The 21,885-nt window shown below is 71.6% G+C and carries 18 protein-coding genes; 16 read left to right on the forward strand and 2 right to left on the reverse strand.

Going from position 1 to position 21,885, the window contains the following annotated elements; translation table 11 throughout:
• Positions 1-5: 5 nt before the first annotated feature.
• The 6 genes from ACZ4Z4_RS29420 (at position 6) to ACZ4Z4_RS29445 (ending at position 9,372) form a co-directional block, all read left to right on the forward strand.
• Positions 6-3,083, forward strand: a complete 3,078-nt coding sequence (locus tag ACZ4Z4_RS29420) for a BTAD domain-containing putative transcriptional regulator (RefSeq protein WP_468333841.1) — start codon at positions 6-8, stop codon at positions 3,081-3,083.
• Between the two features lie 48 nt (positions 3,084-3,131).
• Positions 3,132-3,851, forward strand: coding sequence for a prepilin peptidase (locus tag ACZ4Z4_RS29425; protein WP_468333844.1), 720 nt, complete (start codon positions 3,132-3,134; stop codon positions 3,849-3,851).
• Between the two features lie 85 nt (positions 3,852-3,936).
• Positions 3,937-5,136 carry a cyclic dehypoxanthinyl futalosine synthase gene (mqnC, locus tag ACZ4Z4_RS29430; RefSeq protein ID WP_468333847.1) on the forward strand — a complete coding sequence of 400 codons (1,200 nt, stop codon included), beginning with the start codon at positions 3,937-3,939 and terminating at the stop codon, positions 5,134-5,136.
• A gap of 7 nt (positions 5,137-5,143) precedes the next feature.
• Positions 5,144-5,743, forward strand: a complete 600-nt coding sequence (locus ACZ4Z4_RS29435; RefSeq protein WP_468333849.1) for an imidazolonepropionase-like domain-containing protein — start codon at positions 5,144-5,146, stop codon at positions 5,741-5,743.
• Positions 5,744-6,001: 258 nt separating this feature from the next.
• Complete coding sequence (locus tag ACZ4Z4_RS29440) at positions 6,002-6,697, forward strand: demethylmenaquinone methyltransferase (RefSeq protein WP_468333852.1); 696 nt, start codon at positions 6,002-6,004, stop codon at positions 6,695-6,697.
• A 194-nt stretch (positions 6,698-6,891) separates the two neighbouring features.
• Positions 6,892-9,372 (forward strand): zinc ribbon domain-containing protein, encoded by a 2,481-nt coding sequence (locus ACZ4Z4_RS29445; protein WP_468333855.1) that lies wholly within the window; start codon positions 6,892-6,894, stop codon positions 9,370-9,372.
• Positions 9,373-9,421: 49 nt separating this feature from the next.
• On the opposite strand, the gene ACZ4Z4_RS29450 is transcribed toward ACZ4Z4_RS29445, so the two are convergent.
• Positions 9,422-9,973, reverse strand: coding sequence for a GNAT family N-acetyltransferase (locus ACZ4Z4_RS29450; protein WP_468333858.1), 552 nt, complete (start codon positions 9,971-9,973; stop codon positions 9,422-9,424).
• A 97-nt stretch (positions 9,974-10,070) separates the two neighbouring features.
• Here ACZ4Z4_RS29450 and ACZ4Z4_RS29455 point away from each other — a divergent pair, with 97 nt between their 5' ends.
• The 3 genes from ACZ4Z4_RS29455 to ACZ4Z4_RS29465 are packed head-to-tail and all read left to right on the forward strand — an operon-like array spanning position 10,071 to position 12,460.
• A complete protein-coding gene (locus tag ACZ4Z4_RS29455; RefSeq protein WP_468333861.1) occupies positions 10,071-11,357 on the forward strand; it encodes a geranylgeranyl reductase family protein in 1,287 nt (428 codons plus the stop codon).
• Complete coding sequence (locus ACZ4Z4_RS29460; protein ID WP_468333864.1) at positions 11,354-12,082, forward strand: IclR family transcriptional regulator; 729 nt, start codon at positions 11,354-11,356, stop codon at positions 12,080-12,082. The genes ACZ4Z4_RS29455 and ACZ4Z4_RS29460 overlap by 4 nt, the downstream gene beginning before the upstream one ends.
• Before the next feature lie 48 nt (positions 12,083-12,130).
• Positions 12,131-12,460 (forward strand): putative quinol monooxygenase, encoded by a 330-nt coding sequence (locus ACZ4Z4_RS29465; protein WP_468333867.1) that lies wholly within the window; start codon positions 12,131-12,133, stop codon positions 12,458-12,460.
• A 111-nt stretch (positions 12,461-12,571) separates the two neighbouring features.
• Here the strand turns inward: ACZ4Z4_RS29465 and ACZ4Z4_RS29470 are convergent, their stop codons facing one another.
• Positions 12,572-13,396, reverse strand: coding sequence for a C40 family peptidase (locus ACZ4Z4_RS29470; RefSeq protein WP_468333869.1), 825 nt, complete (start codon positions 13,394-13,396; stop codon positions 12,572-12,574).
• Positions 13,397-14,180: 784 nt separating this feature from the next.
• Between ACZ4Z4_RS29470 and ACZ4Z4_RS29475 the strand changes: the two genes are divergently transcribed.
• Genes ACZ4Z4_RS29475 through ACZ4Z4_RS29505 form a run of 7 tightly spaced genes read left to right on the forward strand, consistent with a single transcriptional unit; the run spans position 14,181 to position 21,885 of the window.
• Positions 14,181-14,540 carry an NADH-quinone oxidoreductase subunit A gene (locus ACZ4Z4_RS29475; RefSeq protein ID WP_003992243.1) on the forward strand — a complete coding sequence of 120 codons (360 nt, stop codon included), beginning with the start codon at positions 14,181-14,183 and terminating at the stop codon, positions 14,538-14,540.
• Between the two features lie 21 nt (positions 14,541-14,561).
• Positions 14,562-15,116 carry a NuoB/complex I 20 kDa subunit family protein gene (locus tag ACZ4Z4_RS29480; RefSeq protein ID WP_355803993.1) on the forward strand — a complete coding sequence of 185 codons (555 nt, stop codon included), beginning with the start codon at positions 14,562-14,564 and terminating at the stop codon, positions 15,114-15,116.
• Positions 15,113-15,844 carry an NADH-quinone oxidoreductase subunit C gene (locus tag ACZ4Z4_RS29485; RefSeq protein WP_468333873.1) on the forward strand — a complete coding sequence of 244 codons (732 nt, stop codon included), beginning with the start codon at positions 15,113-15,115 and terminating at the stop codon, positions 15,842-15,844. Before ACZ4Z4_RS29480 ends, ACZ4Z4_RS29485 begins: the two co-directional genes overlap by 4 nt.
• On the forward strand, positions 15,844-17,166 hold the full coding sequence (locus ACZ4Z4_RS29490; protein WP_468333876.1) for an NADH-quinone oxidoreductase subunit D: 1,323 nt from the start codon (positions 15,844-15,846) through the stop codon (positions 17,164-17,166). Before ACZ4Z4_RS29485 ends, ACZ4Z4_RS29490 begins: the two co-directional genes overlap by 1 nt.
• Positions 17,163-18,014 carry an NADH-quinone oxidoreductase subunit NuoE gene (gene nuoE, locus ACZ4Z4_RS29495; protein ID WP_468333879.1) on the forward strand — a complete coding sequence of 284 codons (852 nt, stop codon included), beginning with the start codon at positions 17,163-17,165 and terminating at the stop codon, positions 18,012-18,014. Before ACZ4Z4_RS29490 ends, nuoE begins: the two co-directional genes overlap by 4 nt.
• A complete protein-coding gene (gene nuoF / locus ACZ4Z4_RS29500) occupies positions 18,014-19,375 on the forward strand; it encodes an NADH-quinone oxidoreductase subunit NuoF (protein WP_468333881.1) in 1,362 nt (453 codons plus the stop codon). Before nuoE ends, nuoF begins: the two co-directional genes overlap by 1 nt.
• A complete protein-coding gene (locus tag ACZ4Z4_RS29505; protein ID WP_468333884.1) occupies positions 19,372-21,885 on the forward strand; it encodes an NADH-quinone oxidoreductase subunit G in 2,514 nt (837 codons plus the stop codon). Before nuoF ends, ACZ4Z4_RS29505 begins: the two co-directional genes overlap by 4 nt.

The raw sequence follows: 21,885 nt of genomic DNA on the forward strand, positions 1-21,885 counted from the left end.
CTGCCATGGCGCGCACCACTTCACGCTCGACGAGCCCGCCGGACCCGCAGTCTCCGCGCAACCGGACGCCGCAGCCGCTGCCGCTGCGGCGGCGCAGCTTCGGGGACTTCGTCAAGGCCTTCCTCGCCTTCGTGGCGCTGCTCGTGCTGCTCGTCGGTGTGCCCGGGGCCCTCGTCGTCTTCGTGGGGTGGCCGCTGCCGGGCGGTGCGCCGTCGCTGAGCTGGTTGCAGCAGGAGATCACGGTCAGCACGTTCATCAACGTGCTGACGGTCGTCGTCTGGTTCGCCTGGGCGCAGTTCACCGCCTGCGTGCTCGTCGAGATAAAGGCCGCGGTCTCCGGGGTCGGGATTCCGGGCCGGGTGCCGGGGGCCGGCGGCAGTCAGCTGCTCGCGCGGCAACTGGTCGCCGCCGTGCTGCTCGTGGGCGCCACCGCCGCCAGCTTCGCGCCGGGGCTCTCGCAGTTCGGGCAGTCCCTTGAGGGCAACCAGAAGCCCACGTCCGCCGCGAGCGCCCAGCAGAGCCCCGGCCTCTTCGGGCAGGAGCGGCAGGCCGCGGCGAGCGCCGCCGACGCGCTCGCCGCCCAGGCCGACCAGGCCGCCGCGCGTGCCGACGGCGGCAGAGCCGCCAAGGACGGCGACACGAAGTACTACCGGATCCAGCCGCCCGAGGGGCGCCACCACGACTCCCTGTGGGAGGTCGCCGAGCGGCACCTGGGCGATGGCCGCCGGTACAAGGAGATCTACCAGCTCAACAAGGACCGTGAGCAGCCCGACGGTTCGAAGCTCTCCGAGGCCAGCCTCATCCGGCCCGGCTGGATCATGGAGATGCCCGCGGACGCGTACGGCGGCGAGCTCGTCGAGATGCCCGACGAGGCGCCCAAGGTCTCCGAGGACGTCAAGGAGCAGATCTCCGACTACGCCAAGACCGGCGAGAACGGTGGGGCCGGCGAGTCCGGCGGGGCTGCTGAGTCCGGCGGGGCCGGCGGTCAGGAGCAGGGCGGCGGCTCCTCCGTCGACCGCGACACCGCGCACATCGTCCTCCCCGAGCAGCGGCCCGCGACACCCGCCGCCCCCGCCATGCCGGAGGCCCCGGCCACGCCCGACGCCGCCGAGAAGCCCGCCGCCACCGACGGCAGCGGCTCCGAAGGCAGCGGATCCAAAGGCAGCGGCGACGTCGACTTCGGGCTGCCCGAAGCGCTCCTCGGCGCGCCCCTGCTGGCCGCCGGTCTGCTCGGCGCGCTCGGCCGCCGCCGCCGGCAGGCCCTGTGGCAGTCGGCCATGGGCGCGGTCGGCGGGCGCGGCGGCATGCAGCCGTCGACGCCGACCGGTGCCGCCGCCGACGTGCAGGACGCGCTGCTCGTGGGCGCCGACCCCGAGGGCGTACGCCTGCTCGACCTGTCGCTGCGCGGGCTCGCCGCGTCGCTCGCCGAGGAGAACCGCGCCCTGCCCACCGTCTACGCGGCCTGGCTGACCAACGGCGACCTGCACCTCCAGCTCGCCCAGCCCGCCGGACGGCCGCCCGCGCCCTGGCAGTTGGGGCAGGACCAGACGTTCTGGATGCTGTCGCGCGCCGACGCCGAGCGGTACGAGACCGTGGACACCGCCGCGCCCTACCCCGGCCTCGTCTGCCTCGGCACCCTGGACGACTCGCGGCTGCTCCTCAACCTGGAGGCCGTCCCCGGCATCGTCTCGCTGAGCGGCAGCCGCGCCGACCGCGCCGCCGTCTTCGCCTCCGTCGCCGCCGAACTCGCGACCAACGGCTGGTCGGACCGGATGACCATCACCGTCGTCGGCTTCGGCCAGGACCTCACCCCGCTCGCGCCCAACCGGCTGCGGCACCTGGAGGACGTCGAGGCCCTCATCGAGACGATGGAGGCCGAGACGCGGCAGCGGCGCGGCGCGCTCGGCGCCGCCGGACACGACTCCGTGCTCACCGGCCGCACCGGCCCCGCCCAGCACACCCGCTGGGCCCCGCACCTCGTGCTGCTCGCCGCTGAGCCGAGCGCCGAGGACGCCGTCAAGCTCGCCGAACTCGCCGCCGACGCGAGCCGCCTCGGCATCGGCTACCTCGTCGGCACGGACTCCGGGGACCTGCCCGGCGCCGCGTGGGAGATGGAGATCACCCGCGACGGCAAGCTGCTCGCGCCGCTCCTCGGGCTCGAACTGGCCGCGCAGGCGCTGCCCGAGGCCCAGCAGCGGGCCGTCGTGCAGCTGTTCACGGAGGCCGACCCGGCGGGCTCCGGCAACCCCACGGGACCCGACGACGGCCCCACGGGCGCCGCTCCGCCGTTCCTCGTCGACGTCACCGAGCAGGGGCGGCCCGCGGTCTACGCCCGCCTCGTCGGTACGTACGAGATCATCGGCCTGGAGACCCCCGACGGGGAGCGCAGCCCGCTCATGCACGAGGCGCTCGCGCTGCTGCTGCTGCACCGCGAAGGGGTGCACCCGCGCGTGCTCGCCTCCGCGCTGTGGCCGCGCGGCGTCACCGACGACGTGCGGGACGCGCTCGTCGAGCGGCTGCGCGAGTGGCTCGGCACCGACCCCGACGGGGCGCCCCGGCTGCGCGCCGACGGGACCGGGCGGCTCACGCTCGCCACGTCCGTCGTCTCCGACCTGGACGTGCTGCGGTCGCTGTACCACGAGGCGACGCAGGGCCGCGGCGCGGGCAACCGCGCCGTGCGCGGCCGCATGCTCACCGACGCGCTGGTCCTGGTGCGCGGGCCGCTGCTCGCCGACCGGCCGCAGGGGCGGTACGGCTGGCTCACGCACGAGATCATCGACGCCCAGCTGCCGCTGCTCGTCGCCGACATCGGGCTCGCGCTCTCCGAGTTCCACCTGGAGAAGCAGCGCGCGGAGAAGGCGATCGAGGCGCTCAACGCGGCGCTGGGCTCGGCGCCCGGCGATGAGCGGCTCTGGAACGAGCTGCTCCGCGCCACGCACGCCACGGAGGACCCGGCCCGGCTCCAGCAGGTGGCCGCCGACCTGGTCGCCCGGAGCGGCGCACGCGGGCTGCCCCCGCGCACGGAGGCGCTTCTGGACGAGCTGCTGCCGGCCTGGCGCAGCGGCCTCACGGCAGCGGGCTGACGCCGTGGCCGACGCCGTGGCCGACGCGGAAACGGGAAGTCGTCGCTCGTGTTGCTGATCCTCGTCCTCGGTGGCGCCCTCTGGGGCGCCTTCGCCGGGCTGTTCGTGCCGCGCGCCGCCTACCGGCTCTCCGTGCCGCCCGACGAGGCGTGGCGCGCCGAGTGCCCCGACGGACACCCCCTCACCTCGTGGCTCGGGCTCGCCCGGTGCCCGGGGAGCGGGGGGTACGGGCCCAGGACGTCCGGCGTCGCCACCACCACGGCCCTCGTCTGCGCCGCGCTCGCCGCGACCACCGGCGCCCGGCCCGAGCTGGCCGTCTGGCTGCTGCTCGCCCCCGTCGGCGTGCTGCTCGCGCTCGTCGACTTCACCGTGCACCGGCTGCCGGACGTGCTCACGCTGCCGCTCGCGGGCGCCGCGCTCGCCCTGCTCGGCGGCGCCGCGCGGCTCCCCGAGCGGGGCGGCTCGTGGACTGCGGCCCTCTACGGGGCGCTCGCGCTCGCCGGCGCCTTCTTCGTGCTCTTCCTCATCAACCCCAACGGCATGGGCTTCGGCGACGTGAAGCTGGCCCTCTGCCTGGGGGCCGTGCTCGGCTGGTACGGGTGGGGCGTGCTGCTGCTCGGCACCTTCGCCGGGTTCCTGCTCGCCTCGCTGTACGGGGCAGGGCTCGTCATCGCCCGCAGAGCCGGGCGCAGGACGGCGATCCCCTTCGGGCCCTTCCTGATCGGCGGCGCGTTCGTGGGGCTGCTGCTCGGGTCGTACGCGGCCTGAGCCCGCGTCGGACGGCACAGGGCGCTGGCGTACGCTGGCAGCGTCCGTCCACAACCCTTACGAAACTTACGAAAGGGACGCCCCGGTGACCGAGAAGGCCGACCTTCAGTCCGTCCTCGACCGCGCCGCCGCAGGTGGGCGGATCACCCCGGAAGAGGCGCTCGACCTCTACCGGGACGCCCCGCTGCACGCCCTCGGCGCCGCCGCCGACGCCGTGCGCCGCCGTCGTTACGCCGGTACGGAGCACATCGCGACGTACATCATCGAGCGCAACATCAACTACACGAACGTCTGCGTCACCGCCTGCAAGTTCTGCGCCTTCTACGCCGCGCCGAAGGACACGAAGAAGGGCTGGAGCCGCGACCTCGACGACATCCTGCGCCGCTGCGCGGAGACCGTCGAGCTGGGCGGCACCCAGATCATGTTCCAGGGCGGCCACCACCCGGACTACGGCGTCGAGTACTACGAGAAGCACTTCTCCGCGATCAAGGAGAACTTCCCGCAGCTGGTCATCCACTCCCTCGGCGCGTCCGAGGTCGAGCACATGGCCCGCATCTCCAAGGTCTCGGTCGAAGAGGCCATCCAGCGCATCAACGCCGCGGGCCTCGACTCCTTCGCGGGCGCCGGCGCCGAGCTGCTCCCGGCCCGCCCCCGCAAGGCCATCGCCCCCCTCAAGGAGAGCGGCGAGCGCTGGCTGGAGATCATGGAGATCTCCCACAACCTGGGCGTGGAGTCCACCTCCACCATGCTCATGGGCACGGGCGAGACCAACGCCGAGCGCATCGAGCACCTGCGGATGATCCGCGACGTGCAGGACCGGACGGGAGGCTTCCGGGCCTTCATCCCGTACACGTACCAGCCCGAGAACAACCACCTCAAGGGCCGTACGCAGGCGACGATCTTCGAGTACATCCGCATGATCGCGATCGCCCGCATCTTCCTCGACAACGTCGCGCACATCCAGGGCTCCTGGCTGACGACGGGCAAGGAGGCGGGCCAGCTCACCCTCCACTACGGAGCGGACGACCTGGGCTCGGTCATGCTGGAGGAGAACGTCGTCTCGTCGGCCGGCGCCAAGCACCGCTCGAACCTCCGCGAGATCATCGACATGATCCGCACGGCGGACCGCGTTCCGGCGCAGCGCGCCACCACGTACGAGCACCTGGTCGTGCACGACGACCCGGCGAACGACCCGGTCGACGACCGCGTCGCCTCGCACATCTCGTCCACCGCGATCGAGGGCGGCACGGCGCACCCCGAGCTGAAGCTCCTCGCCACGAACTGAGGCCCTGTTGCTCACCCTGCACGTCGCCGAGGCCTCTCCGGAGGCGGCGGTCCTGGTCGACGGCGCGCGGATCGCCGCCGTCGGCCCGTACGAGGAGCTGGCCGCGGCGCACCCGGCCGCCCGCGTCCGCCGCTGGCCCGGCATCCTCACGCCGGGCCTCCTCAATCCGTACGCGCCCGAACTCCTCGAAGCGGCCTACCACCCGGATCCGCGCGAGGCCGACCGCCTCGGTACGGAGCCCATCGGCGGGGAGCGGGGCCGGGCGATCCTCCGTGCCGACCCGTCGCTCCTGGGCGGGAGCGCCCGCCGTGGCGTGCAGCGGATGCTGGCGCACGGGACGGTGGCGGTGGCGGGCGAGCTGCGTGCCCGGCCCGCCGTGGACGCGCTCCGCCGGGCGGGCCTCGCGGTGGGCCACCGCCCCCCGAGCCTCCCCTCCCCGCCCTCCCTCTCCCCGACCCCCTTGATCCTCCTCCCACCCCTCACCCCCGGCGCCCCCGCCCGCTTCGCCGTCTTCGACGTCCCCGACCGCACGGAACTGGTCCGCCGGGGGGCGCGAACCTGCGTGGCTACAGTGCTGGCCGGCAAACTCGTCTACCGCTCCCGCTAGCCGCCGGCCCGTCTGCCTACATCTGCCGTCCGGCGCCTGCGGGCGCATCGTGCCCGCTCGCGCAGTTCCCCGCGCCCCTGACGGGGCGCCGGAGGCGCTTTTAGGGGCGCGGGGAACTGCGCGACCAGCCACGACGCGAGCCGCACCCGCCGAACGGCAGACGAGGGCAGACGCCCGAGCGAGGAAGCCCGCCGCAGGCGAAAAGCAGGGCACCGAGGCGGGCGCCAAGGTAGAAGACCGGCCTGACACAATGGCCGGGTGACCCGAGCCTCCTTGGACAAGCAGCCACACGAAGTCGCCACGATGTTCGACGACGTGGCCGAACGGTACGACGTCACCAACGACGTGCTCTCCCTCGGCCAGGCCCGCCTCTGGCGCAAGGAGGTCGCCAAGGCGGTCGACGCCCGCCCGGCGCAGAAGGTCCTCGACCTCGCGGCCGGCACCGCCACCTCCTCGCAGCCCTTCGCGCAGGCCGGCGCGTACGTCGTCCCCTGCGACTTCTCCCTCGGCATGCTGCGCGTCGGCAAGCAGCGCCACCCGTGGATGCCGTTCACGGCGGGCGACGGCACGAAGCTGCCGTTCAAGGACGACACCTTCGACGCCGTCACCATCTCCTTCGGGCTGCGCAACATCCAGGACACGGGCGCCGCGCTCCGCGAGCTGTACCGCGTGACGAAGCCCGGCGGCCGGGTCGTGATCTGCGAGTTCTCCCACGCGACGTGGAAACCGTTCCGCACGGTCTACGAGGAGTACCTGATGCGCGCGCTGCCCCCGGTCGCCCGCGCGGTCTCCTCGAACCCGGACGCGTACGTCTATCTCGCCGAGTCGATCCGCTCCTGGCCCGACCAGCCCGCGCTCGCCGCGCTGCTGAAGGACGCGGGCTGGTCGAAGGTGGCCTGGCGGAACCTGACGGGTGGCGTCGTGGCGCTGCACCGCGGCTACAAGCAGAGCTGATCCGGAGCGGTTGCCCAGCCGCAGCCGACCAAGCCCGTTTCGTAACGCTCCAGTTGAGACTCGGATTCCGGCGACCCGAGGGAACCGGTCACCGGGCAAGATGTGTCCGTTGATACGACCCTGCCGTTTACTTATGCGGCGCTTATGGGCCGGTCCGCTTCCCTTGCTGAACTCCTGAGTCACGGAGCGTCCTGATGGCGTCGTACTGCCCACACTGCGGGGCGCCCAGCCCCGAAGAGGCCCGCTTCTGCATGAAGTGCGGGCGCGAACGCCTCCCCGAGCCGCAGCAGCCCCCCACCCCACCCGCCACACCACCTGCCACCCCACCCCCCGCACCCCCCACCACACCACCTGCCTCACCACCACCTCCCGCCCACACCCCGGGCCCCGCCCCCGCCCCCGCCCTCGCGCCCTCACCCGTCGGCGCCTTCTTCGGCCGTACGTTCCGCGGGGACTGGGCCGGCTCCGTCCAGGCCGCCCTGTGGCCGCTCGCGCTGCTGCTGACCGGGGCCGTCGCGCTGGCACTGCCCGCGTACGGCCAGGACGACGAGGTCGTCCTCGACTTCACCGACCGGCTGCGGGTCGCCCTCGCGCTGCTGCTCCAATCCGTCGGCGGCGGCTTCGAGTTCACGGGCCGTGAGGAGCGGCCGGGCTTCGGCGGCTCCAGCGGCTCCGACGGCTCCGGCGGCCTGGGGCTGGGCTCGGACACCACGGAGACCGCGGTCGAGGGCACCGCGTCCCTGCACCTCGTCCCGCTCACCATGACCGTGCTGTGGATCGTGGCCCTCGTCATCGGCGTACGCGTACTGCGCACCCGCCTGGTGACCCGAGGCGCCGGCCAGGGCGGTGGCGGCACCGCCGGCCTCGAAGCGGCCGTCCGCGTCGCGCTGTCGGTCACCGTGGGGGTGCTCGCGCTCGCGCTCTTCGCGCAGCCCGAGATCGAGGGAGTCGAGCTGTCGTCGTCCCCGGTGCTCGCCGCGCTGGGTGCGCTGCTGCTCGCACTGGCCGTCTCCTGCGGGGTGTTGCACCGCGTGGACGCGACGGCGGCAGCCGCAGGAGGGGCCGCCGGGCAGGGGCAGCCCTCGTCGGCCTGGGCGCGGATGACCGCGAGCCCCGGCGCGCAGTCCCTCGTCCGGGCCACCGGCACCGCACTGCGCGCCCTCGTCGTCGTGCTCGTGCTCTGCTCGCTCGTCGCCTTCGTCAGCCTCGCCCAGATCGACGACCTGGCCGACCTCGCCGACCTCGACGACGCCGACGTCTCACCGCTCCTGGTGGCGCTGCTCGTCCTGCCGAACCTCGCGGTCACGGCGCTCGGCATCGGCTGGGGCGCGGGCGCCGAGGCATCGGTGCGCGGCAGCAGCTCGATGTACGGGAGCGGGCGCGGAAGCGACTCCTTCGGCCTCGCCGAACTGGGCGACGTCACCAACGACTGGGCCGTCGTCGGTGCGCTGGCGCTCGGCCTGGTCTGTGCGCTGACGCTCGGTGTGCTCGCCGCGCGGCGCTGCGTGGGCCGCGGCGAACAACTCCTCGCCGCCGCCGTCTTCTTCGGACTCCTCCTGCTGCTCACCGGGTTCAGCGGCCTCGGCGTCGAGCTGTCCGGACAGGCCTTCGAGGGCGGGTCCGGGTTCGGCGGCTCCGGGGACAGCAGCAGCGGAAGCGGGGGCGTGGAGCTCGGGCTGAGCGTCCCGGAGATGCTGCTGTTCGGGCTGCTGTGGATCTTCCCGGCCGCGCTGCTCGGACCGTACCTGCTGCGCATGACCGGCCGGGGCGAGCTGCCCGCTCCGCCCGCGTACGCACCGCTCGCCACGCCACCGGCCCCGGCGGCGCCGACCGGGCCGCCGACAGACGCCCCCACCCAGACCCCCACCCAGACCTCCACCCAGGCGCCCACGCCCGCCACCCCGGCGTACGCCCCTCACACCGCCCCCGCCGTACACATCGGTCAGCAGCCCGCCGCGGCCAAGCCGCGCGGCGGGGCCGGGGTATGGGTGGCCACGCTCGTCGGCGCCCTCGTCGTCGGGGGCGGCGTCACCGCCGGTGTCCTGCTCTGGCAGGACACCGGTGACGACAAGGCGGACGGGAAGGGCCAGGACGACAGGCCCTCGGTGAGCCGGTCGGAGGAGCCCGGCGGAGGCCCGAGCGACACCCCGAGCCCGTTCGCGTCACCGACTCCGCGGAGCACGGACGGCCAGGGAGACGCGGAGAGCGCGGAGAGCCCGGGGACCGACCGCGTCACCGACCCCGAGGGCTTCTCCTTCGCGGTGCCCGAGGGCTGGACCCGGCAGACCGTCAACCCCGAGCGCCCCGGACAGATCACCTATGCGGGATCGACCGGACGTGAGGAGTTCCTCGTCGGCGTCGTCACGGATGCCCCTTACACCTCGTACGAGAACTTCACGGACATCGAGCGGCACACCAAGTCGGCTCCGGACAAGTCGGACTACGAGCGCATCCGGCTGGAGGAGAACACCTTCCAGGGCCGGGACGGTGCCCTCTGGGAGTACACGTACACCGACGAGGCGGGCCGCACGATCCACGCCCTGAACCAGAGCTACGTCGCGGAGAACGGCACGGAGTACGCGATCCAGCTCTCGTGGCGCGAGGACTTCTGGCCCGCGGGAGAGGGCGCGAAGACGCACGCGACCGCGCTGGACACCTGGCGGCTCACGGAGTGACGGCGAGGCCGCCGGCTCGCCGCGGGGCGAGCCGGCGGCCCGCGCGCGGCTACAGGGTGAGCCGGTAGCAGCGGGACGTGCGGCGCGACGCCTCGACGCCCGGGACCAGCGGGGGAGTGGTGAATGTCTCGGCGGGCTCCATGCCGAGCCGCCGGGTCACCGCTATGGAGCGTTCGTTCCCCTCGATGACCATCGCCACCACGCTCGGTACGCCCGCCGCGCGCAGCCGCTCGACCGTCGCGACGGCGGCCGCGGTGGCGTACCCCTTGCCCCAGGCCGCTCGACCGAGCCTCCAGCCGATCTCCACCTCACCCACGGGGCCCCAGTCCCTGGGCCAGGGCTGGGCGCCCGTGAAGCCGATCGGCTCGCCGTCCGCGTCGAGCAACGTCCACAGGCAGTAGCCCAGTTCGGCGTCGTGTCTGCGCTGCCGGGCGGTCAGCTCCTCGTACGTGGAGGGCTCCGCCGACGTACCGCCGAAGAACTCCATGACCTCGGGGTCGTCGAAGAGCCGGTGCCAGACAAAGGCGTCCTCATGGGTGGGGACGCGCAGCTGCACGGCGGGGAGGTGCAGCGCGGGCAGGGTATCGGTCTGCTCGGTCACGTGTGGCCCTTCGGCTGGCTGATCAGTACCGCCTCATAGACTGCCCATATCCCGTGCCCGTCGGCACACAGATTTCGAGCCTTGGGGAGAACCCGCCGTGACCGAGCCCCTCTCCGAACACTCCGCGGACGTGATCGTCGTCGGAGCCGGCCCCGCCGGTTCGACGACGGCGTACTACCTGGCGAAGGCCGGACTCGACGTACTCCTTCTGGAGAAGACCGCGTTTCCGCGGGAGAAGGTCTGCGGTGACGGGCTCACGCCCCGCGCCACCAAGCAGCTGGTGTCCATGGGAATCGACATCTCCGAAGAGGCGGGCTGGCTGCGGAACAAGGGCCTGCGCATCATCGGCGGCGGCGTGCGGCTCCAGCTGGACTGGCCGGAACTCGCCTCCTACCCGGACTACGGCCTCGTACGGAAGCGCGACGACTTCGACGAGCAGCTCGCCCGCCAGGCGCAGAAGGCGGGCGCACGCCTGTACGAGCGCTGCAATGTGGGCGAGCCGATCATCGACGACCGGACCGGGTACGTCACCGGCGTGCACGCCAAGCTGGGCGAGGAGAAGACACCGGTCACCTTCCACGCCCCCCTCGTCGTCGCCGCCGACGGCAACTCCTCGCGGATCTCGCTGGCCATGGGGCTGCACCGCCGCGAGGACCGCCCGATGGGCGTCGCCGTCCGCACGTACTTCACCTCGCCCCGCCACGACGACGACTACCTGGAGTCCTGGCTGGAGCTGTGGGACCGCCGCGGCCCCGGCGAGGACCGGCTCCTGCCCGGCTACGGCTGGGTCTTCGGCATGGGCGACGGCACCTCCAACGTCGGCCTCGGCATCCTCAACTCCTCCAAGTCGTTCCGCGAGCTCGACTGGCGCGAGGTCCTCAAGGCCTGGTGCGCCTCGATGCCGGAGGACTGGGGCTACACCCCGGAGAACATGACCACGCCGATCCGCGGCGCCGCCCTGCCGATGGCCTTCAACCGCCAGCCGCACTACACGAAGGGCCTGCTGCTCGTCGGCGACGCGGGCGGCCTGGTGAACCCCTTCAACGGCGAGGGCATCGCGTACGCCATGGAGTCCGGCCAGATCGCGGCGGACGTCATCGCACAGGCACACGCGCGTGCCACCCCCGCCCAGCGCGAACTGGCACTCCAGAACTACCCGAAGACGCTCAAGGAGGTCTACGGCGGCTACTACACGCTGGGCCGCGCCTTCGTGAAGCTCATCGGCAACCCGAAGGTCATGAAGATCGCGACCCAGCGCGGCCTGACCCACCCGATCCTGATGCGGTTCACCCTGAAGATGCTGGCGAACCTGACGGACCCGATGGGCGGCGACGCAATGGACCGCATCATCAACGGACTGAGCAAGGTGGCACCGAAGGCGTGAGCACGCCCCATTCGGTGGACCGGGCGCTCGACCTCCTGGAGGCCGTCGCCCGGTCGGCACGTCCCGTCCCCGCCAAGTCCCTCGCGCGGGAGGCGGGCTGCGCCCTGTCGACCGTGTACCACCTGATGGGCCCGCTCGTCGCGCGCGGCCACGTCGACCGCACCCCGCAGGGCTATGTGCTCGGCCCGCGGGTCCCGGCCCTGTACCGCTCCTTCCGCCGGCACACGGGCCTGGACGAGGAGACGTACGCGATGCTCCACGCGGTACGCCGCCTCGCGGGCGCCCACGCCTATCTGAGCGCCCGCAGGGGCGGGCGGATCGCGGTCGTCGACTCCACGGCCGCCGGGTGCGAGGGCGATCCGTTCGAGGTCGGCGTCGACCGGGGCGCGCACGCCACGGCGCACGGCAAGGTACTCCTTGCCTCGCTGGGCCGGGCGGCCCGGCGCCGCTATCTCGACGAGCACGGGCTGCCGCGGCTCACCGAGCACACCATCACCAACCCCGACCGCTTCGAGGTCGAGCTGCGCCGGGTGCGCACCGCGGGCGTCGCGGTGTCGGTGGGGGAGACGGACCCGGCGTACACCTGCGTGGCCGTACCGCTCGCGGACGGTGCGCGGGCGCTGTCGGTGTCGCTGCCGACCGAGCGGTTCCGGGGGCGGCGCGGGGAGTTGACGCGGGTCCTGGCCCGGGCGGCGCGGCACGGGATTCCGGCAGCGTCGGAATAGCGGGCGGCCCGGCTTGCCGCGCGCGCCCGGCGGGCGGACGCTGGCCGCATGATTTTCATCGCCGTCAAGTTCACCGTCCGCCCCGAGTACAGCGACAGCTGGATCGAGCGGACCGCCGCATTCACCGCCGCCACGCGCGCGGAGCCGGGCAACCTCTTCTTCGACTGGTCCCGCTCCGTCGAGAACCCGGACGAGTTCGTGCTCCTGGAGGGCTTCGCCGACGGGGACGCGGGCGCCGCGCACGTCAACTCCGACCACTTCAAGGCCGGCCTGGAGACGATGAGCGGGCTCATCGCCACCGTGCCGCAGATCGTGAACACCGAGATCGAGGGCTCCGGTTGGTCCGCGATGGCGGAGCTGACGCCCAAGGACGCGTGACCACCGCGTGCCGATGGTGTGAAGAACGGCCCAGGAGACGTTTCAGGGCGCACTGAGGGCCGGAACCCCACCAGGGGGGTTCCGGCCCTCGTTCGTGGCTCTGAGAGGCCGTCAGAGGACGCGCACGGCGCCCGAGGCCGGGTAGCCCGACAGGTCCTGGATGACAACGCCCTTGCTGGGGTTGGCGGCGTCCAGGTACTGGCCGTTCCCGATGTACACACCGACGTGGTAGGCGGAGCCCTTGCCACCCCAGTAGAGGATGTCGCCGACCTGGAGGTTCGAGGTGCCGACCTCGGTGCCCATCGTCGACTGGTCCTGCGAGACGCGCGGAAGGTCCACACCCGCCTGCTTGAACGCGGCCTGCACGAGGCTGGAGCAGTCCCAGGCGTTCGGACCCGAGGCACCCATCACGTACGCGTCACCGAGCTGCGCCTTGAGGAAGCTGATGACCGCGCCGACGCTGCCGCTGGCCGGGGCGACCGAGTCCGAGGCGGTGGCGCCGGAGCCCGAACCGGAGGACTGCGTGGCGAGCGTGGTGCGCTCGGTGGAGCGCGAGGCACGCTCCTCGTCGGCCTTCTTCTTCGCGGCGGCCGCGGCCTTGCGCTCGGCCTCGGCCTTCTTCTCGGCCTTCGCGAGGTCCGCCCGGGCCTGCTTGGCGGCCTTCGCGGCGGCCGCGTCCTGCTCGGCGCGCGACTCGTAGGTGTCGGCGGCCTGCTGGGTGGCGTCCGCCGACTGGGCGATCTGTGCGGACAGATCGGTGGTGAGCGTGGGCATCTCGATGGTCTCGGACACCGGCTCGGCCGCGTTCGCCGTACCGGCCGCCGCGGCCACTGCCAGGGTGCTGAGAACGCCACCGGCAACTCCGGCGCGCAGCGCCATCTTGGAGGCGCTGCGACGGGGCTTCCGGTGGCTGGGTATGTGAGCGGTGTGGGACATGAGAACAACCGCTATCAGGGACTCATGGTTCCCTTCAAGAAACGTGTGCTGCGCCACAGTTGTGGTTTTCGGCCCTGAATCCCGGGCGTGTCGCTTTTTATTGACGCCGTAACGGGCAATGCGGACAGCGGTGATCACGCCTGTGATCATGGGTTTTCTGCGATACGCCCGAATTGCCCACGGTCTACCACCCGTTGAGTCCGTTGGCCAAGCCCGGCTTATTCGGGGGAGGGGCCTCTGTGGCGCAGGTCACATGGTGACCCTCTCGGGGATCTCCCTGAGATCTCGCCGATACCTCCCTGAGATCTCCCGCAGTTTCCGGCGCCCGCGACCCCGGCGAGCGGACGCTCTCGTTCCGCGGATGGGGGCCGCTCGTGAATCGGCGCACGCGTCCACATCCGTCCGCGCCGCTGCCGCAAAAGTGTGAACGCGGCTCCACTATCAAGTGATCGCGTCCAGCGCCAATTTGCTTGCAGTGGCCATCGCTTGATAGGGCGACACCCCTTCGACCAGGGGTGACGCGCTGAGATGTCACCTCTAGTGATCACTCAGGCGCTTCGCGTACGAAGATCACCGCTCATCCGACTTGATGATCCTTCGTCAGGTGGTGGAGATCACAAAGCCGTTGTCGTACCCCGTGTCGCAGATCACAGACCGGCAGGCATAGGATGCGGGGCAGTTGGGCTTGTGACCTGCTTCACATGTAAGCGATCTTCGGTGGGGATCAGGGACCAGGTCCGACGCAACCGCCAACAGTCAGTGCCGACTGAGAGGAGCGAGGAGCGTGAACGCCTATGCGCCCATCCTCGTGCTGGGAGCCCTCGGGGCAGGCTTTGCGATCTTCTCCGTGGTCATGGCCACGCTTATCGGTCCAAAGCGGTACAACCGCGCGAAGCTAGAGGCCTATGAGTGCGGCATCGAACCGACGCCGACGCCGGCAGGCGGCGGGCGATTCCCCATCAAGTACTACCTGACGGCGATGCTCTTCATCGTCTTCGACATCGAGATCGTCTTCCTCTATCCCTGGGCCGTCACCTTCGACGCGCTGGGGATTTTCGGGCTCGTGGAGATGCTGCTCTTCGTGCTCACCGTCTTTGTCGCCTACGCGTACGTATGGCGGCGCGGCGGTCTGGAATGGGACTAAGGGTCTGAGGGGTCAAAGAGCATGGGACTCGAAGAGAAACTGCCGAGCGGATTTCTGCTGACCACCGTCGAGCAGGCCGCGGGCTGGATGCGGAAGTCGTCCGTCTTCCCCGCCACGTTCGGCCTCGCCTGCTGCGCCATCGAGATGATGACGACCGGCGCCGGGCGGTACGACATGGCGCGCTTCGGCATGGAGGTCTTCCGCGGCTCACCGCGCCAGGCCGACCTGATGATCGTGGCGGGCCGGGTGAGCCAGAAGATGGCGCCGGTGCTGCGGCAGGTCTACGACCAGATGCCCAACCCCAAGTGGGTGATCTCCATGGGGGTTTGCGCCTCATCGGGTGGAATGTTCAACAATTACGCGATTGTGCAAGGTGTGGACCACGTTGTCCCGGTCGACATCTATTTGCCGGGCTGTCCGCCGCGCCCCGAGATGCTGTTGGACGCGATCCTCAAGCTCCACGAGAAGATCCAGAACACCAAGCTCGGCGTGAACGCGGAAGAAGCGGCCCGTGAGGCGGAGGAAGCGGCCCTCAAGGCGCTCCCCACCATCGAGATGAAGGGGCTGCTGCGGTGAGCGACGCACCCGACCCGCACCAGGAGCACCTGAGCGGCAGCGGAGTACCCGCCCCGCGCGACGAGACCGGCGAGGTCATCGGCGTCCGCAGGGGCATGTTCGGCGCCGCCGACGGCGGGGACACCTCCGGCTACGGCGGGCTCGTGCGCACCATCGCGCTGCCCGGCGCCGCCTCGCGTCCCTACGGCGGCTGGTTCGACGAGACCGCGGACGAACTGGAGGGCGCCCTGGAGGAACAGGGTCTCCTCCCGGAGAACGCGATCGAGAAGACCGTCGTCGACCGCGGCGAGATCACCTTCCACATCGCGCGCGAACACCTCGTCCGCGTCGCCCGGACCCTGCGCGACGACCCGGCCCTGCGCTTCGAGCTCTGCACCGGCGTGAGCGGGGTGCACTTCCCCGGGGACAAGGGCCGCGAGCTGCACGCCGTCTACCACCTGCGCTCGATCACCCACAACCGGCTGATCCGGCTCGAAGTCGCCGTGCCCGACGCCGACCCGCACCTGCCCTCACTGGTTCCGGTCTATCCGACCAACGACTGGCACGAGCGCGAGGCGTACGACTTCTTCGGCCTCGTCTTCGACGGCCACCCGGCGCTCACGCGGATCATGATGCCGGACGACTGGCAGGGCTTCCCGCAGCGCAAGGACTACCCCCTCGGCGGCATTCCTGTCGAGTACAAGGGCGCCCAGATCCCGGCTCCGGACCAGCGGAGGTCGTACACCTGATGAGCACTTCACATGCTTCCGCCCGCGAAACGACCGAGGGGACTGTATACACAGTCACCGGCGGCGACTGGGACGAGGTCGTCCAGTCCGCGGCCAAGGCCGACGACGAGCGCATCATCGTCAACATGGGTCCCCAGCACCCGTCCACGCACGGTGTGCTCCGGCTCATCCTGGAGATCGAGGGCGAGACGGTCACCGAGGCCCGCTGCGGCATCGGCTATCTGCACACCGGCATCGAGAAGAACCTCGAATTCCGGACGTGGACGCAGGGCACGACGTTCGTCACGCGGATGGACTATCTGACGCCGTTCTTCAACGAGGCGGCGTACTGCCTCGGCGTCGAGAAGCTCCTCGGCATCGAGGAGCAGATCCCGGACCGCGCCTCGGTCATCCGCGTCCTCCTCATGGAGCTCAACCGCCTCTCCTCGCACCTCGTGTGCATCGCCACCGGCGGCATGGAGCTCGGCGCGACGACGATCATGATCTACGGATTCCGTGATCGTGAACTCGTTCTCGACCTGTTCGAACTCATCACCGGCCTGCGGATGAACCACGCGTACATCCGGCCCGGCGGACTCGCCCAGGACCTGCCGCCCGGCACGGTCGACCAGCTGCGCGAGTTCGTGAAGAAGATGAAGAAGAACATCCCCGAATACGACAAGCTCGCCACCGGGAACCCCATCTTCAAGGCCCGCATGCAGGACGTCGGCTACCTCGACCTCGCCGGCTGCATGGCGCTCGGCGCCACGGGCCCGGTCCTGCGCTCGGCGGGCCTCCCGCACGACCTGCGCAAGACCCAGCCCTACTGCGGCTACGAGAACTACGAGTTCGACATCCCGACCGCCGACACCTGCGACTCCTACGGCCGCTTCCTGATCCGGCTCGAAGAGATGCGGCAGTCGCTGCGCATCATCGAGCAGTGCATCGACCGGCTCGCCCCCGGCCCCGTCATGGTCGAGGACAAGAAGATCGCCTGGCCCGCCCAACTGGCCCTCGGCCCCGACGGCCTCGGCAACTCGCTCGACCACATCAAGAAGATCATGGGCACCTCCATGGAGTCCCTCATCCACCACTTCAAGCTGGTGACCGAGGGCTTCCGGGTGCCGCCGGGACAGACGTACACCGCGGTCGAGTCGCCCAAGGGCGAGCTCGGCGTGCACGTCGTCTCCGACGGGGGCACCCGCCCCTACCGGGTCCACTTCCGTGACCCGTCCTTCACCAATTTGCAGGCCATGGCCGCGATGTGCGAGGGCGGCCAGGTCGCCGACGTCATCGTCGCCGTCGCGTCCATCGACCCCGTGATGGGAGGCGTCGACCGGTGACCACCACTCCTTCGGAGAAGGGCGCGGGCGTCAGCCTGGGCATGCCCCAACTCCCCGCCCCCGACTACCCGGCCGACGTGCGCGCCCGCCTGGAGACCGACGCCAAGGAAATCATCGCCCGCTACCCGGGGTCCCGGTCGGCGCTCCTCCCGCTGCTCCACCTGGTGCAGTCCGAGGAGGGCCACGTCACCCGCACGGGCATGCGGTTCTGCGCCGAGATGCTGGACCTGACCACCGCCGAGGTCACGGCCGTCGCGACCTTCTACACCATGTACCGGCGCAAGCCCTCCGGCGACTACCAGGTCGGCGTCTGCACCAACACGCTCTGCGCGGTCATGGGCGGCGACGCGATCTTCGACGAGCTCAAGCAGCACCTCGGCGTCGGCAACGACGAGACGACCGAGGACGGCAAGATCACCCTTGAGCACATCGAGTGCAACGCCGCCTGCGACTTCGCCCCCGTGGTGATGGTCAACTGGGAGTTCTTCGACAACCAGACGCCCGAGTCCGCCAAGCGGCTCGTCGACGACCTGCGCGCCGGCGTACCGGTCGCGCCCACGCGCGGGGCGCCCCTGTGCACGTACAAGGAGACCGCCCGGATCCTGGCCGGTTTCCCCGACGAGCGGCCCGGCGCCGTCGAGGCGACCGGCGGCGCGGGCCCCGCCTCACTGATCGGCCTGCGCCTGGCCAAGGGCGAGGTGCCGCAGCCGCGCGTGGTCCACCCCCGCGCGGGCGGCCCCCAGGACGAAGCGCCGCCCGAGCACCTCAGCTCGCACGACGCACCACAGCAGACCTCGGCATCCGACCCCGCCCACCCGGCAGGACCGACCGCCGAGGAGGGGGAGTGATGACCTTGGCAGCCGAGATCAACAACGAGACCAGCCCTGAGAAGCTGCTCGCCCCGGTCCTTTCGGCCTTCTGGGACGAGGAAGAGTCCTGGACGCTGGAGACCTACCGGCGGCACGAAGGGTACGAAGGCCTGCGCAAGGCCCTCGCCATGGACCCGGACGACCTCATCGCCTATGTGAAGGACTCCGGCCTGCGCGGCAGGGGCGGCGCGGGATTCCCCACCGGAATGAAGTGGCAGTTCATTCCGCAGGGAGACGGCAAGCCGCACTATCTAGTTGTCAACGCCGACGAATCGGAGCCCGGGACCTGCAAGGACATCCCGCTCCTCTTCGCCAACCCGCACTCCCTCATCGAGGGGATCGTGATCGCGTGCTACGCGATCAGGTCGTCGCATGCCTTCATCTACCTGCGGGGTGAAGTCGTCCCCGTACTGCGGCGGTTGCACGAGGCCGTCCGGGAGGCCTACGCGGCGGGGTACCTCGGGAAGAACGTGCTGGGCAGCGGGCTCGATCTGGAACTCACCGTGCACGCGGGCGCGGGCGCGTACATCTGTGGTGAGGAGACCGCTCTGCTCGACTCGCTCGAAGGCCGCCGTGGTCAGCCGCGACTGCGTCCCCCCTTCCCTGCGGTCGCGGGCCTCTACGCATGCCCCACTGTGGTGAACAACGTCGAGTCCATCGCATCCGTTCCCGCGATCCTCAACCGCGGAAAAGACTGGTTCAAGTCGATGGGCAGCGAGAAGTCCCCCGGCTTCACGCTCTACTCGCTGAGCGGCCACGTCACCAACCCCGGCCAGTACGAGGCGCCGCTCGGCATCACGCTGCGCCAGCTGCTCGACATGAGCGGCGGCATGCGGGCCGGCCACCGGCTCAAGTTCTGGACGCCGGGCGGCTCCTCGACCCCGATGTTCACCGACGAACACCTCGACGTCCCCCTCGACTACGAGGGCGTCGGCGCCGCCGGATCGATGCTCGGCACCAAGGCGCTCCAGTGCTTCGACGAGACGACGTGCGTCGTGCGGGCCGTCACCCGCTGGACCGAGTTCTACGCCCACGAGTCCTGCGGCAAGTGCACGCCCTGCCGCGAAGGGACGTACTGGCTGGTGCAGTTGCTCCGCGACATCGAGGCCGGCAAGGGCGTCATGGCCGACCTCGACAAGCTGAACGACATCGCCGACAACATCAACGGCAAGTCCTTCTGCGCCCTGGGTGACGGCGCCGCCTCGCCGATCTTCTCCTCACTGAAGTACTTCCGCGCGGAGTACGAGCAGCACATCACCGGCAAGGGCTGCCCCTTCGACCCGGCCAAGTCGACTCTCTGGGCCGACAGGCCCGCTGAAAACGCGCAGGTGAACGCATGACAGTGACCACCAACAACGCTCCCTCCGGGGGCGGGGAGGCGGCGGTCCCGCCCGAGGATCTCGTCTCGCTGACCATCGACGGCATCGAGATCAGCGTCCCCAAGGGAACGCTGGTGATCCGGGCGGCCGAGCTGCTCGGCATCGAGATCCCGCGGTTCTGCGACCACCCGCTGCTCGACCCGGCGGGCGCCTGCCGCCAGTGCATCGTCGAGGTGGAGGGCCAGCGCAAGCCGATGGCGTCCTGCACCATCACCTGCACCGACGGCATGGTCGTGAAGTCGCAGCTGACCTCGCCCGTCGCGGAGAAGTCGCAGCGCGGCGTGATGGAGCTGCTGCTCATCAACCACCCGCTGGACTGCCCCGTCTGCGACAAGGGCGGCGAGTGCCCGTTGCAGAACCAGGCCATGCAGGTCGGCGACGTCGACACCCGCTTCGAGGGCAAGAAGCGGACGTACGAGAAGCCGGTGCCGATCTCCACCCAGGTGCTGCTCGACCGCGAGCGGTGCGTGCTCTGCGCGCGCTGCACCCGGTTCAGCAACCAGATCGCCGGCGACCCGATGATCGAGCTCATCGAGCGGGGCGCCCTCCAGCAGGTCGGCACCGGCGAGGGCGACCCCTTCGAGTCGTACTTCTCCGGGAACACCATCCAGATCTGCCCGGTCGGCGCGCTGACCTCGGCGGCGTATCGCTTCCGCTCCCGGCCCTTCGACCTGGTGTCGTCGCCCTCGGTGTGCGAGCACTGCTCGGGCGGCTGCGCCACGCGCACGGACCACCGGCGCGGCAAGGTGATGCGCCGGCTCGCCGCGGACGACCCCGAGGTCAACGAAGAGTGGCTGTGCGACAAGGGCCGCTTCGGCTTCCGGTACGCGCAGCGTCCGGACCGGCTGACCACGCCCCTGGTGCGCAACTCCTCGACGGGTGAGCTGGAGCCCGCCAGCTGGCCCGAGGCCCTGGAGATCGCGGCCAACGGCCTCGCCGCCGCGCGCGGCCGTGCCGGTGTCCTCGTCGGCGGCCGCCTCACCGTGGAGGACGCCTACGCGTACAGCAAGTACGCGCGCGTGGCCCTCGACACGAACGACATCGATTTCCGCGCGCGCGTGCACAGCAGCGAGGAGGCCGACTTCCTCGCGGCGCGGGTGGCGGGCCGGGGCCGCGACCTCGACGGGACCGGCGTCACGTACGCCCTCCTGGAGAAGGCACCCGCCGTCCTGCTCACCGGGTTCGAGTCCGAGGAGGAGGCGCCCGGCGTCTTCCTGCGGCTGCGCAAGGCCTGGCGCAAGCACGGCCAGCGCACCTTCTCCCTCGCGCCGTTCACCACCCGCGGCCTGGAGAAGGCGGGCGGCACGCTGCTGCCAGCCGCGCCCGGCACCGAGACCGAGTGGCTGGACGCGCTCGCCGCGGGCGTCGGCCTGGAGGCGCCCGGCACCGAGGCCTCCGAGGCGCTGCGCGCGGAGGGTGCCGTCATCGTCGTCGGTGAGCGGCTCGCGGCCGTGCCCGGCGGGTTCACCGCCGCCGTGCGGGCCGCCGCCGCGACCGGCGCCCGGCTCGTCTGGATCCCGCGCAGGGCCGGGGAGCGGGCCGCCATCGAGGCGGGCGCGCTGCCGTCGCTGCTGCCCGGCGGCCGGCCGGCCACCGACCCGCGCGCGCGGGACGAGGTCGCGGCCGCCTGGGGCGTCGCCGAACTCCCGCACCACTACGGCCGCGACACCGGCCAGATCGTCGAGGCCGCCGCGACCGGCGAGCTCGGCGCCCTCCTGGTGGCGGGTGTCGAGGTCGCCGACCTGCCCGACCCGGCACGCGCGCGTGCGGCCCTCGACGAGGTCGGCTTCCTGGTCTCCCTGGAGCTGCGGCCCAGCGAGGTGACGGACCGGGCCGACGTGGTCCTGCCCGTCGCCGCCGTCGCGGAGAAGCCGGGCACCTTCCTCAACTGGGAGGGCCGGGTCCGGATGTTCGACGCCGCGCTCAAGCCGGACCAGATGACACGCAGGGTGGCGCCCACCGACGCGCGCGTGCTGCACATGCTCGCCGACGCCGGGGACATCCACCTCGGCCTGCCCGACCTGGTGACCCTCCGCCGCGAGCTGGAGCGGCTCGGCGGCTGGGACGGGCCGCGCGCCACCGAGCCCCTGGAGACCGGCGTCCAGCCGCCGCGGCCCGCCGCCGGCGAGGCCGTCCTCGCGGGGCACCGGCTGCTGCTCGACCAGGGCCGCCTCCAGGACGGCGACGAAGCGCTCGCCGGGACGCGGCACGCCGCCCACGCGCGCGTGTCCGCCGTCACCGCGGCGGAGGCGGGCGTGAAGGACGGCGACCTCCTGTCCGTCGCCGGTCCCACGGGGGCGACCGAACTCCCGCTCCAGGTCACGGAGATGCCCGACCGCGTGGTCTGGCTGCCGCTGAACTCGACCGGGGGAGGCGTCATGTCGGACACCGGCGCCCGCCCCGGCGACCTCGTCCGCATCGGCCCGGCGGTCCTGCCGGAGCCCACTGAGGCCCCGGAGGTGACGTCGTGA

This window comes from Streptomyces sp. NPDC030245 (assembly GCF_055572995.1).

Excerpts from the sequence above, each read along its gene's own strand:
- ACZ4Z4_RS29505 (WP_468333884.1), top strand. The coding sequence starts at position 19,372 with ATGACAGTGACCACCAACAACGCTCCCTCCGGGGGCGGGGAGGCGGCG.
- ACZ4Z4_RS29445 (WP_468333855.1), top strand. The coding sequence starts at position 6,892 with ATGGCGTCGTACTGCCCACACTGCGGGGCGCCCAGCCCCGAAGAGGCC.
- ACZ4Z4_RS29470 (WP_468333869.1), bottom strand. The coding sequence starts at position 13,396 with ATGTCCCACACCGCTCACATACCCAGCCACCGGAAGCCCCGTCGCAGC.
- nuoF (WP_468333881.1), top strand. The coding sequence starts at position 18,014 with ATGACCTTGGCAGCCGAGATCAACAACGAGACCAGCCCTGAGAAGCTG.
- ACZ4Z4_RS29490 (WP_468333876.1), top strand. The coding sequence starts at position 15,844 with ATGAGCACTTCACATGCTTCCGCCCGCGAAACGACCGAGGGGACTGTA.
- ACZ4Z4_RS29465 (WP_468333867.1), top strand. The coding sequence starts at position 12,131 with ATGATTTTCATCGCCGTCAAGTTCACCGTCCGCCCCGAGTACAGCGAC.
- ACZ4Z4_RS29420 (WP_468333841.1), top strand. The coding sequence starts at position 6 with ATGGCGCGCACCACTTCACGCTCGACGAGCCCGCCGGACCCGCAGTCT.
- ACZ4Z4_RS29480 (WP_355803993.1), top strand. The coding sequence starts at position 14,562 with ATGGGACTCGAAGAGAAACTGCCGAGCGGATTTCTGCTGACCACCGTC.